The organism is Spongiibacter taiwanensis, assembly GCF_023702635.1.
Classification (GTDB): Bacteria; Pseudomonadota; Gammaproteobacteria; order Pseudomonadales; family Spongiibacteraceae; genus Spongiibacter; species Spongiibacter taiwanensis.
Genome location: NZ_CP098455.1, coordinates 2144234 through 2156292 on the forward strand (window position 1 = coordinate 2144234; position 12059 = coordinate 2156292).

Annotated in this window: 15 protein-coding genes; 8 read left to right on the plus strand and 7 right to left on the minus strand. The window is 55.3% G+C overall.

The window, feature by feature from the left end:
- The first annotated feature begins 29 nt into the window (after positions 1 to 29).
- Both NCG89_RS09920 and NCG89_RS09925 read left to right on the plus strand, forming a co-directional pair.
- Positions 30 to 2252, plus strand: coding sequence for a TonB-dependent receptor (locus NCG89_RS09920; protein ID WP_251086370.1), 2223 nt, complete (start codon positions 30 to 32; stop codon positions 2250 to 2252).
- 71 nt (positions 2253 to 2323) lie between these two features.
- Complete coding sequence (locus tag NCG89_RS09925) at positions 2324 to 2896, plus strand: outer membrane beta-barrel protein (RefSeq protein WP_251086371.1); 573 nt, start codon at positions 2324 to 2326, stop codon at positions 2894 to 2896.
- A gap of 153 nt (positions 2897 to 3049) precedes the next feature.
- On the opposite strand, the gene NCG89_RS09930 is transcribed toward NCG89_RS09925, so the two are convergent.
- A complete protein-coding gene (locus NCG89_RS09930) occupies positions 3050 to 3466 on the minus strand; it encodes a hypothetical protein (protein WP_251086372.1) in 417 nt (138 codons plus the stop codon).
- A 287-nt stretch (positions 3467 to 3753) separates the two neighbouring features.
- Positions 3754 to 4332 (minus strand): TetR/AcrR family transcriptional regulator, encoded by a 579-nt coding sequence (locus NCG89_RS09935; RefSeq protein ID WP_251086373.1) that lies wholly within the window; start codon positions 4330 to 4332, stop codon positions 3754 to 3756.
- A 211-nt stretch (positions 4333 to 4543) separates the two neighbouring features.
- Between NCG89_RS09935 and NCG89_RS09940 the strand changes: the two genes are divergently transcribed.
- The 6 genes from NCG89_RS09940 (at position 4544) to NCG89_RS09965 (ending at position 8127) form a co-directional block, all read left to right on the plus strand.
- Complete coding sequence (locus tag NCG89_RS09940) at positions 4544 to 5419, plus strand: EamA family transporter (protein WP_251086374.1); 876 nt, start codon at positions 4544 to 4546, stop codon at positions 5417 to 5419.
- Between the two features lie 58 nt (positions 5420 to 5477).
- On the plus strand, positions 5478 to 6017 hold the full coding sequence (locus NCG89_RS09945) for a hypothetical protein (protein WP_251086375.1): 540 nt from the start codon (positions 5478 to 5480) through the stop codon (positions 6015 to 6017).
- A gap of 42 nt (positions 6018 to 6059) precedes the next feature.
- A complete protein-coding gene (locus NCG89_RS09950; protein WP_251086376.1) occupies positions 6060 to 6518 on the plus strand; it encodes a hypothetical protein in 459 nt (152 codons plus the stop codon).
- A gap of 137 nt (positions 6519 to 6655) precedes the next feature.
- On the plus strand, positions 6656 to 7135 hold the full coding sequence (locus NCG89_RS09955) for a GNAT family N-acetyltransferase (protein ID WP_251086377.1): 480 nt from the start codon (positions 6656 to 6658) through the stop codon (positions 7133 to 7135).
- Between the two features lie 64 nt (positions 7136 to 7199).
- Positions 7200 to 7835 (plus strand): pyroglutamyl-peptidase I, encoded by a 636-nt coding sequence (locus tag NCG89_RS09960; protein ID WP_251086378.1) that lies wholly within the window; start codon positions 7200 to 7202, stop codon positions 7833 to 7835.
- A gap of 64 nt (positions 7836 to 7899) precedes the next feature.
- Complete coding sequence (locus NCG89_RS09965; protein WP_251086379.1) at positions 7900 to 8127, plus strand: hypothetical protein; 228 nt, start codon at positions 7900 to 7902, stop codon at positions 8125 to 8127.
- 83 nt (positions 8128 to 8210) lie between these two features.
- Here NCG89_RS09965 and NCG89_RS09970 read toward each other — a convergent pair whose 3' ends face one another.
- From NCG89_RS09970 to NCG89_RS09990, 5 genes are all read right to left on the minus strand, one after another.
- Positions 8211 to 8777: a type 1 glutamine amidotransferase domain-containing protein gene (locus NCG89_RS09970; protein WP_251086380.1), complete on the minus strand. Its 567-nt coding sequence runs from the start codon at positions 8775 to 8777 to the stop codon at positions 8211 to 8213.
- Between the two features lie 107 nt (positions 8778 to 8884).
- Positions 8885 to 9715 (minus strand): ATP-grasp domain-containing protein, encoded by an 831-nt coding sequence (locus NCG89_RS09975; RefSeq protein ID WP_251086381.1) that lies wholly within the window; start codon positions 9713 to 9715, stop codon positions 8885 to 8887.
- A 100-nt stretch (positions 9716 to 9815) separates the two neighbouring features.
- Positions 9816 to 10433: a TPM domain-containing protein gene (locus NCG89_RS09980; RefSeq protein WP_251086382.1), complete on the minus strand. Its 618-nt coding sequence runs from the start codon at positions 10431 to 10433 to the stop codon at positions 9816 to 9818.
- 21 nt (positions 10434 to 10454) lie between these two features.
- Positions 10455 to 11192 (minus strand): TPM domain-containing protein, encoded by a 738-nt coding sequence (locus NCG89_RS09985; protein WP_251086383.1) that lies wholly within the window; start codon positions 11190 to 11192, stop codon positions 10455 to 10457.
- On the minus strand, positions 11192 to 11791 hold the full coding sequence (locus NCG89_RS09990; protein ID WP_251086384.1) for a LemA family protein: 600 nt from the start codon (positions 11789 to 11791) through the stop codon (positions 11192 to 11194). Before NCG89_RS09990 ends, NCG89_RS09985 begins: the two co-directional genes overlap by 1 nt.
- Positions 11792 to 12059 lie beyond the last annotated feature (268 nt).

The following is a 12059-nucleotide window of genomic DNA, read 5'->3' on the forward strand; positions in this document are numbered from 1 at the left end:
AAGAGGAAAAACCAAGAAAACGCAGCGCCATGCTCGAAGAGGTTGTGGTTACGGCGCAAAAACGTGAGGAAAATCTCAAAGACGTACCTATTTCCATTCAGGCATTCTCGCCTGATGCGCTCGCGTCACGGGGTATCGAGAGCCAGTTGGACTTGGCTCGCGCGGTACCTAGCCTCGATGTAGGTTCTCAGGCGGGCTACGCAACGATCTTCCTCCGTGGTATCGGTACGGAAGCGTTTCTGACCGCTGACCCCAGTATCGCCAGTTACGTTGATGGCGTGTACTTTCCCTTCTCACCCACCTTTATCCAGGATTTCGCCGGGGTAGAGCGGGTAGAAGTTCTTAAAGGCCCACAGGGTACCCTGTTTGGCCGTAATGCCACCGGTGGCGCGATCAGCGTGACCAACAAGGCACCCGATTTTAATGAGCCTCAAGTCAGCATCGACATGACCGTTGGCAGCAATAACCTGATCAAGCCGCGGGTTTATGCCAGTGTACCGGTCACCGATGATTTTGCTGTGAACGTGAGTGCCTTCTACTCGGTACAGGATTATCACCTTGATGGCGAATCTGCCGGTAAGCCCTTGCGCGAACAGATCGACCGCGGTATTCGCATCAAAACCCGCTGGGCGCCTGTGGAATGGGCAGAGTTGAATTTGGGCTTCACCCGTTCGCGCAGCCAAGGTAACGGCGCCATTGGTCAGAACTTGAACCCCAGCCCACTGGGCGATGCCTCAGGTGTCACGCCGCCAGATGATGATCGCGAAGTGTATGTTGACGAGCGCCTTTACGGTGTTGCTGATACCAAGGTATTCAGCGGTCAGCTGAATTTCTATACGCCTTGGCTGGACATCAAGCTGTTGGCCAGTGAGCAAGACAGTAGCTTGTTATACAACTACGACTTCGATGGCTCCACTCAGCCATTGGTATCCTTCGACGTACCCGGACACCCTGCTGATATCAGCCAGGCGGAGATTCAGTTGATCTCCAACGACGGTCACCCTTGGGCTGACTGGTTGGACGTGACGGCGGGTGCGTTCTTCTTTGAAAACGTCCAGGGTTTCAACCCGGTTGAGGTAACCGTTGGCAACGTCGGTCTGGCAAATGATGTGCGTCAGGGCATTGTTGATGCATTGGCAACCAGCCCCCTCGGACTCGATCTGGGCAGTCTGCTAGGCTCTGAGCGGTTGTACCGTGCTCGCGCAGAAGCCCAAGTTGAAACCGAGTCTGCTGGCTATTACATCCAGGCAACTGCCGCGATTACCGATTGGTTCTCGTTGACGCTGGGTGGACGTTATCAGGATGAAGAGCGGGGCTTGTACAAGTCTAATGTGGCGGTTGTGGTTGGCGATACCGAGCTTCCCTTCCAGGTTGACTGGACGCAGTTTGACGCCCGCGATCAAGATGATCGGCCAAAACCCAATCGTGATACCACCAAGGGCTTCTATCCCAAAGTCACTCTGGACTTCCGTCCCTTTGATGACGACACCTTGATCTTCTTGACCTGGCAACAGGCCGAGAAAGCCCATGCTTACAACGCCTTTGCGGTGTATTTGCCGGCCCAGTATATCTACTCGGAAGAAATCGATGCGGCGGAAATCGGCCTGCGGACTACGTTGTTCGATGGTTTGATGAGCTTGAACGCGGCTTACTTCGAATACGATATCACCAACCTGCAAACGCAGTATGTTTCATTAACCAGTGGCGGCGCCCTGGCGTTTGAGAACGTACCGGAGGCAACGTCGAAAGGTTTTGACTTCGACTTGGTGACTGAGCTGTTCCCCTCCGTAGTAGAAGGCTTTGCTCTGTCTCTTAACGGTGCCTTCATCGATGCGACCTTTGGTAAGTACACCAATGCCGCCGGCTACGATAGCGAGACGGGACTGTTTAGTACCACGAATGACTTCTCTGGCAACAAGCAAACCCGTACACCGGAGTTTTCCGGAACCGTTGCCCTAACCAAATTCTGGTCTTTCGGTAACTCGGAGCTGGAAGTGGGTGCGGACTACTACTACAACGATGGTTTCTTCTATAGCGCATCCAACGACTCGAAGTATGAGCAAGAGGATTACGCGCTGGTAGGTGGGTTTGTGAAGTATACCTATGTGCCTTGGAATATGGATGTGCGTGCATTCGGTAAGAACCTCACAGATGAGTTCTATACCCAGGGTGTTATTTCAACAGACTTTGGCGGCGTATTTACGGTAGCGCAGGGCAGCATTTATGGTCTAACCCTGTCCTGGGAGCTGTAATCAAACGCCTCAATTACGCATTACCTGTTGACAATAAACGCGCTTAGACGCAGAGCTAAAAGGTTAGAGTTATGAAATTAAAAAGTAAGTTGGTGAATGCTTCTTCTGCCGTTGCACTGGGCATGGCTGTTATAGCCAGTGCCCACGCTGAAGAGATGTCGCTGAAGAATGGTTCATATATTGCGCCTATGATGGCATTTGTTAGCCCCAACGATGATACCGATTTCAGTACGGGAAACGGTTTCTCTGTTGGACTGGGTTACAAAGCAGATCATCTGGCTTATGAAATCGTCCCCGGTATGGTCGATCTCGATGGCACCAAGTTGACCTCCATCGCCTTAAATGGCTTGCTCTTTCCCTTCGATAATAGTGGTCTCTATGTAACGGCTGGTCTGTCTGGCAGCAATTACAAAGACTACCCGGTTGAAGGCGATGAGGAAGATTTCAGCACCTATAACGTCGATGCTGGTGTGGGATACATGCTGCCATTCAGCAAGAATGGCTTTGCTATTCGCGCAGAGGCCCGCTACCGCGTTAGTCATCGTGAAGATGAATATAACGATGCTGATGTCGACCTCGACGTTCCTGGCGACTTTGAGCAAACCGTATTTTCGATCGGTCTGCAAATTCCGCTAGGTAACTGAAAAAACGATCATTCACCGAGTCTTGTCCACCCCAAGACTCACCTTTCAGGGGACGCTTTCGTCCCCTTTTTTGTTGGAAAAATAAAGGCATAAAAAAACCCCGCCGAGCACCGGCGGGGTTTTTACTTGCGGCGGGGCCGCAGCAAACTTGCTTTACATGAAGCCATCGAGATTGGGCAGCCCGGGTAGTAGAGATGCGCCATTCAGCAGCGGCGCCAACAGAGGCAGTGCGGGGCCGGCGTCAACGAAGGGTGAAACTGTCAGCAGAAGCGGGGTCAGCGCGGGAGCGCCCATTCCCTGAAGTTCTTTCCCAATACCAACCACGCCCAGCGGGTCACTTTCGATCATGTCTGTGATATTGCCAACGTCCAGAAGTGAGGACAAATCTGCATCACCGCCCAAACTACCAATAGCAAGAATATCCAGACCGCCCATTCCGCCACCCAGTGCCGGCAGTTCAAGCTGACCAATCACTGGGATTTCCAATTGGCCAATAACGGGAATCGCCAGCTGCGCGGACGCAGTTGTCGAAGCGAACAATGCAGCAGCCAGAGCCAATGACTTTTTCATATCGAATCCTCAACATACTTATTAGAATCTAACATCGTGACTAAAACGCATTTCACGCAATGCGTCATGTGTGAATTTTATAGCACTTTGTGGAAACAAAAAATAGTCACGGTGTTCATTTTTGTGAACTAACGCTTTAAGTTTTTTTTGGTTAGCACGCTGAACTGTTTGTTGAGCTGGCAGGGAACAAGTAGGGGCGGAGAAGTAGAGCAGAAATTGGTGGAAAATCAGCGAGGTGGCGAGGGATATTATTGTTCTTATGTCAGCGCCACAGATCAGAATTTGCGTTAGTCGAGCTGCTCTCGGGCCGCATCGGAAAAAATCGCGGTCTGGCAGACATAGTCCAGTGCGTTGATGGCGTGGTTGAGTTCTTTGGTGTTGTGCCGGTCGATAAAGTAAGTACAGTACAGCCCGACGATCCAGCCCAGAGCAAATCCGACACGGTCATAGTCGGCATTTTCCCGGCTCAACCCCCGTTGCTTGATTGCCTTCATTGATTCCATCGCCATCTCGGAGATGGTGTTCATCATTTTTTCGTATAGGTCCGCCACGTTATTATCGTTGGGCATGGTGTCACGAACAGCGACAATAATAGCCTCGTGGGATTTAAAGCTCTTTACCATCCCCCGCACAGCTGCAGCCACGTCTTTGGGCTCGGCAATTTCGGCGTTCTCTGTCCAGGTGCCAAAACTCGAGGTGACTTCCTCGGTGAAAAAATCCATCAGGCGTGCCACCAATTCTCCTTTATCTTTGAAATGCAGATAGAAGGTGCCGCGAGCCATGCCGGCTTCTTTGGTGAGTTGTTCAATGGAGATGGAGCCGAAGCTGTTGCCTTGCTGGAGAAGGCGCTCTGTTGCTGCCAGCAATCTTGCTTCTACTGAGGGCTTTTCGCCACCGTGTTTTGCGCGCGTCTTTCTGGTGGGTCGAGCCTGTAACTTTAATTTTGTATTCAAAGTGTGCTACCCGTTACAATTAAGACAATGTGTCAACTTTTAGTGAATGCGTCGATAATAAACAATTTCTCTGTATTTGTCTATTCAGGTTGATGTTCAAGTCAATTTAAACAGGTTGCTATTTGTGCACAACACATTGCCCAAGATTGGCTTGGCATTCCTATCTATCTATCTGATCTGGGGATCAAATTACGCAGCGCTCTCGTTAGCGGTCGATCAGGCCTCCCCATTGCTTATTGCGGGAAGCAGGGCGGTGCTTGCTGGCCCATTATTGCTGCTCGCCGGGATAATGATGGGAAAGCCTCTGCCGACTCGCCTGGATGATTACCTGGTGATGGGCTTGTCGGGTGTACTGGTATTGGTGGTGGCCAGTGTGACGGTTACTTGGGCTCAGCAATGGGTCCCGTCCGGCGTTTCTGCAGTCATTATGGCTAGTTCGGCTGTATGGCTTACTGTGTTTGGTGCATTGGGGAAAAGGGGCGAGCGCCCAACAGTATTGCAATGGTTTAGCCTGTTTCTCGGCTTGGTGGGCTTGCTGGTTGTGTTGAGTCGAGGTCGCAGTGACCCGATTGCGATGCCAATAGGACCTGCATTGGCGGTGCTTGGCGCGGCCATGTCTATGGCGTTAGGAACATTGTTGATGCGGCGCCGACCAATCAACTGCCACCCGGTGATGGCGGCTGGCATACAGAGCTGTGTGGCAGGGGGGCTTCTGGTACTGGTTTGTACCGCTTCCTGGGACGACTTGCATTGGCACTGGTCCACGAGCTTGTTTATGGAAGTCGCCTACCTGTCGATTTTTGGTTCCGGGATTGCCTATGTGCTGTATTGCTGGCTGGCCACCCAGGTTGCGCCGAGTAAGTTGAGCAGTGTTGTGTATGTGAGTCCCGCGGTGGCCGTGCTGATCGGCTTTGCCTTTCTGGGCGAGGTACTGTCCCCGTTGCAGTGGCTTGGCATCGGTGCGATCTTGCTGGCCACCCTGTTGCTGACTCGAGATTAGGCGTATCTGGAGTGAGCGAGATGGCAGCCCCCATAAAACAATCGAGGCAATAATCACTATGCCAGATAAATTTTGGATTGGCGCCAGCCCGGACGAAGCGCGTGGGCCCTATTCGGGGGTGATTGCGGGTAGCAACATCATCGCCGATGATTTGCTGGTACCTCCCTCTAAGGGAGAGCGTTTGGTGGTTGATCTGCACGGCGAGGCCGAAGCCTGGTTTACCGTCATTGCGGTGGTCCCTGTGCGGGAATCCGCAGACAGTCGCTATTTCCAATTGCGAATCAAAGCGATCACCCCCGACCGCGCTGGGGAGGGGGTGGGCGCTACCGAAGACAATCCCGCGTTTGCACTGGGGTCGCGCATTGCCGACAAGGCAGGCTTTTCGTTGTCAGGTTTAATGGGTGAATTTTCGCCGACGGCACCGACGCAGCCCGCTGCTGTTCAGAACGCCGAATTGCGGGTGGCATTGCGGGAGCTTGAACAGCGAATTCGCCAGTGCCCCGCGGTTGGCCCAGAGCGACAGCAGGCACTGGATTCCCTGGCAGTCTTGCTGCGTAATCCCATTGTTGTTGGCATATTGGGTTCGGAGGAAAATTGACGAGTTGCGCTTCCATCTCCACCCCTGCGCTTGTTTGAGCTTATGGCCGCATTAAAACCGTTGTTATTTGCCCAATACGGTGGCCTGGAGCATGGCCGAATCCGTAAGCGGGGCGACCTGATCGATATCGTGATTGATGATCGCGGGGAGGGCGACTTTGATGACGCCGGCCAACTGGTGTTCTGGTTTTGCACCTTGCGGGCAGAGGTTGATCTGACCCAGCGCATTACGGTGTTTGTGGAGGGTGTATTGCCAGTGAGCGCAGCGCTGCGCGATTGGGTGCTCCGCCGGCTCGGGTCGCTGGATGAGGGTGAGAAACTGCGCCTGCAGTTCTCCTTTGAGCCGGGTGAGCAGCAGCGCCTCGACGAGCTTGCCGTGCTGATCCATGCAATGACAGCCCGCAATCGCTGGTTTCCCTTCCCCTTTTTGCGACATACCTGCCCCCGCACCGCCCGCTCGCTCTTTCGGTTTCGGGCAACTCTCGACACCGCCTGGGGTTAACGGGCGGCCAGCGCCGGGAAATATTGCGATATCGCAAAGCGCAGAGCAAAGATGGGCTGGCGGTATTGCTCAGTTAGCCCGTCGTGCCGATCATATTTCCAACCACTATTGTCAGCCTGCCAAAAAGGAATGCGGTTATGCAGTTGCGGGTCTATAAGGAAACCGACTTGCCGGAACTGGCGGCCTTGTTCACGCGCTCGGTGCATACCCTTGGTGTAAGTGCATACTCACCGCCTGAGTTATTTGCTTGGGCGCCAGTGCCGCCTGATCTAACGGTTTGGCAAATCCGGCTGGCCTGGCTGCAGGTAGTGGTAGCTGAGCAGGAGGGCAAGTCGCTGGGCTTTATCGGATACAGCCTCGACGGGCATATCGACTTGCTGTTTACTGATCCGGAATGCTGCCGTCGCGGTATTGCTAAGAGCCTGTATCGGCATGTGGAGGCACGCCTGATTCAATGGGGTGTGAGCCATTTGACCACCGACGCAAGCGTATTGGCGCGGCCTTTCTTTGCCCGCCAGGGGTTTGATGTGGTGGCCGAAGAACGGGTAGAGCGCCGCGGTCAGCGCTTGCTGCGCTACCGGATGGAAAAGCGTGTTGTGTGGTCGAGCACCGAATGAACTGCCATTTGTCTGTCACAGTGTTGCGTTGTGATTGGCAATGTCCAACAGGTTGAGCAACTTCATGAAACTGGTGATAAGTGGCTTTGACCCCTTCGGGGGGCTGGTCTGCAATAGCTCGCAAACGCTGGTAGAGGGCTTGGCCCTGCTGAGCCAGAGTCGCGCGGCCACCGGGTGGGCCGCAACATTGGATCTGCACACCCTGGTGTTGCCCACAGTCTATGGTCGGTCGGTGGAAAAATTGCAGGCCGCAGTGGCAAGGCAAACGCCAGAGCTTGTTGTCATGCTTGGGGTGGCGCCCAGCATCCGCGAATTGCGGCTGGAGACCCAGGCAATCAACCAGATTTCCACCAGCCTGCCCGACAATGACGGCTACCGGGCCCCGGTGCCCTGGATTGACCACAAGGGGCCAGCAACCTTGTCCTCCGACCTGGACCTGCCCGCGTTGCAGACGCAGCTGAAGGACCTGGGTGTCGATGTCGGCTTATCAAGCAACTGCGGCGACTATGTCTGTAACCATCTCTACTATGAAATGCTGCGGTTTAGCCAGCGCTGTTCTCCGGCGTGTCGCGCCCTGTTTGTCCATGTGCCAGACCTGCATGGCACGGGCGATGAGCTGTCTGCCGCCCGGGAAATGCCCCAGCGGCTGAATGATCTCGCCATGCTGATCCAATGCCTGACCAGTGCTGCGCCGGTTTGACTGCGTCACCCATTTGCGGATGAGTGTCGTATCATAGGGCGAAAAAACTGGCGTGGAGCGCGTGATGACATTGACCCCTAATGTTGATCATATAGACACCCTGCTTGAACCCGGGGAGTCCTGCCTGGGTGCGGTGACCTTTGGCTTGTCGAAATCCGATATCAAATCCGTCAAGTCGACCTACCCTAATGCTGGCTTCCACAAGATGCTGGCCCGTCGTGCTGGCGCCTGGTTTGTTCGTCATCCACTCAATCCAGCGCCGATGATGAAGTCAAAGATTCTTCTTAGCTAACGATATATCTATGCCACAAAAATGCGATATTAAAACTTGAATAAGCCGGTGCCGGAAACATCCGGCACCGGCTTATTCTCCGATCAGGCGGCGTGCCGCCCTTCGGCTATTTCTTCAATAATTTTGCGATTAAAGGCGGCCAGATCGTCGGGCTGGCGGCTGGTGACCACGCCTTGATCTACCGCCACTTCCTGGTCGACCCAGGTCGCACCGGCATTTTCCAGATCAGTTTTGATACTGGGGTATGAGGTTACCGTGCGACCCTTCAGCACACCGGCCTCGGCCAGCAGCCAGGGGCCGTGACAAATAGCCGCCACCGGCTTGATCTCTTCCTGACCGAAAAAGCCCTTTACGAACTCCACCGCATGGCGGTTGCTGCGCAACATATCGGGGTTGAACAAACCTCCGGGAAGAATCAGTGCGTGGTAGTCGGTGGGCGACGCCAAGTCCAAGGTTTTATCAACCTGGACGGTATCGCCCCAGTTGTCTTTACGCCAGCCGGTGATGCTGCCCGACTTGGGCGACACCACATCGACTTTTGCGCCGCTTTCCGCCAAGGCATTGCGTGGTTCAACCAATTCGCTTTGCTCGAATCCATCGGTGGCCAGAATAGCCACGTGTTTGCCGGCAAGATGATTTCGATCACTCATTGCGCCTCCTTATAGCTCGGTAGGACGATTTCTGGGTGTTATCTTCTTGGCCAGTGATGGCAAGCAAAAGTTCCTTACAGCGCAGCACACAGGAGGTGCGCTTTGCGCTAGGCGACCCGCTTGAGTCGCCGCCGGGGCGTGGTAGGGCGCTGGGGAAAATGGGGGCCGGTGGGCTCCGATTGACGAAGCAGGTAGTCGACGATGGCATCGCGCAATTTGCGATCACCGCCGGGAATACCCTGGTTGCCGAACAGGCGGTTGAATTCAAGCACATAGGGGTGCTCGCCGACCAGGGCGATATCGAAGCCGGCATGATCAATGCCAAGGGTGGTGGCCAGGCGCAGGGCGAGCTCGACCGCCTGGGCTGGAACCGGGCTGTGATCAACCACGCCTCCCTTGCTGACATTGTTGTAAAAGCCTTGGGCGGCCTGCTGGCGCCAATAAGCGCACACGACCTGGTCCCCGACAATGACGACCCGCACATCCCGGTCGATCGGCAGATATTCCTGCACATAGAGCACATCGGTGAGCGCCAGATAACGGCGCCAGTCGGCCCGGTCCTCGATCAGCCAGACCCCGTTGCCCTGGGAGGCTTTGGGCAATTTGGCAACAAAGGGCAGCGCCATTTCCGCCCATAGCAGATCGGCATTTTCCGGGGTATTGGCTTCAATACGGGTGCAGGGCGTGTTGGCCGGGGCGACCAGCTCAAAGGCGCGGGTCATTTCGATTTTGTTGTGCCCCAGCCGATAGCTGGCTTCACTGGGAAAGACCCGCGCTTTCAAGCCGTAGGTGAGGGCGTTGAGCTGCCAATATTCCGGGAACAACACCCAGCTTGCGCTGCTGATCTCGTCGCGAAATGTAAAGAGTTGCTCGGGCTTGATCTGCAGGGTGTCTGCAAAACCCAGAGTACGAAAAATATCGAAGGAAACCCACGCCATACAGTGTGCACAGAAAATTGCGGTGCGCATTTTTAGGCTGAGGTTCGGGCGCCGTCAAGTGGCGCCCTTGGGTAGTTTTGCCGCTGCTATGCCAGTGCCATCAGTCAAGAATGATGAGGTGGTTGGGCAGCTCGTTTTTATCCCGACTGGCGGGCAGGGTGCGCCCCAATTCTTCGCCGCAGGCGGCGATCGCAAACAGAAAGCCGTCCAAGGTTTTACCGGCCTTCACCTGCTGGGTAAAACGCGCCACTACACTGTGCCAGTGGCTATCGGGAATGTGTTGGGAGATGCCCCGGTCCACCAGAATTTCGACATAGCGCTCGGCCTCCGAGACAAAAATCAGCATGCCGGTTTCGCCCTCGGTGTGATGGAGATTCTGTTCCAGAAATTGGCGGCGGGCCATATTACTGGCCCGCCAGTGACGCACCGACCGCGGCACCATCTGGACACCAAACCAGCGGCTGCGAAACACCATTGCCAACACGATAAACAGGCACCATTGGATCAGTACCAACTGATGGGCGCTGAGGGAGGCCAGGTAATAATTGATCGCGCCGGGCAGCACCAGTGCCAGCAACCCTGCCCACAGTAGGGGGATGTAGCTGTAATCATCGGATTGGCGCGCCAGCACGGTGACCAGTTCGGCGTCGGTTTTGCTCTCCACCGCCCGAATGGCATCGCTAACCTGTTGTTGTTCTGCCTGAGTCAGTAGGCTCATGAATTCTCCGTTATTCGCTTATTACCAGCCACCGCTGGCACCGCCGCCGCCGAAGCCGCCGCCTCCACCACCAAAGCCGCCGCCGAAACCGCCACCGCCAAAGCCGCCCCGGTGGCCGCCGCCGAGTACCGAACCCAGCACCATTCCGCCAAGGAAGCCGCGACCGCCGCGGCCCCCGCCGATCATCATCAAGATGACAAACAGCAAAATCAGGCCACCCAGGGCCGGTGGTGCTTGCTTGGGTTTGCTGGCCTTTGATGGCGCCAGTTTGCCGCCGCCGAGCACCTCCAGCATGGCATCGACCCCTTGACGAATACCGGTGTCGAATTGCCCCTGCCGGAATGCCGGGCTGATAATCTGAAAGATGATTTGGGCACTGACCGCGTCGGTGAGCTGCCCTTCGAGGCCGTAACCCACTTCAATGCGAATCTCCCGCTCTTGCTTTGCCACAATCAGCAGTGCGCCGTTGTCCTTGTCTTTCTGGCCGATGCCCCAGTGGCGGCCGAGCTGGTAGCCGTAATCCTCAATGGTTTCTCCCTGAAGATCCTTCAAGGTGACCACGGCCACCTGATTTCCCGTCGCCTGCTCATGGGCGGCCAGCTTTTTGGAAACCTCACGCTCGGTGGCGATGGATAGCATGTCGGCGTTATCCACCACACGGCCACTGAGCTTGGGAAAGTCAGGCGCTGCATGGGCACTGGCGGCAAAGAACAGCAGTAGCGCCAGCAGGGGTAACAAGGCGCGGCGGGGAGATGTCATCAGAACTCTACCTGCGGCGCCTGCTCGGCGTTCTCGGCGGTTGCTTCAAAGCTCTCGCGAACCTCAAGGTCGCTGTAGAGCACGCTGTGCCAGAGTCGACCGGGGAAGGTCCGAATCTCGGTGTTGTATTTCTCCACCGCCTTGATGTAGTCACGGCGAGCCACGCTGATACGATTCTCGGTGCCTTCCAGCTGGGATTGCAGTGCCAGAAAATTCTGGTTGGATTTCAATTCCGGATACCGCTCCACCACCACCATCAAGCGGCTGAGCGCGCTGCTGAGCTGGCTCTGTGCCTGATCGAAAGCCTGCATCTTTTCGGGGTTGCTCAGGTCTTCCGCGTTCACGTTAATCGACGTCGCCTTGGCTCGGGCCTCGACCACCGCGGTCAGGGTGTCTTTTTCCTGGGCGGCAAAGCCCTTCACTGTGCTGACCAGGTTGGGGATCAGATCGGCCCTACGCTGGTATTGGTTTTCCACCTGACCCCAGGCCGATTTCACCTGCTCGTCGAAGGTGGGGATATTGTTGATACCGCAGCCGCTGAGCATCAGGGCGGCGAGCAACAGGCTGAAAAACGTGGTGCGTTTAGCACGGATGTTCATTGGAGGTGTCTCCGAGGTTGGCTTTTTTAACCTTAGGTTGTTGGGCATTGCATTGCCGGTAATGGTACACATTCGAGTGGGGGGAGTGGAGGTTGTATCCCTCCGGAGTTGGGGAATTTCTCTTGGCAGAGGGTGTGCTGGTTTGATTGGGTCTCGTGATTCGTTATTTTGGGCGCCCTGTCGAGTTTGATGATTTTGCTGAAAGTCTTTGTTTCGCCCAGCTGGGCGACCTACTTCTTTTTTGCGCCAAAAAAGAAGTAGGCAAGAA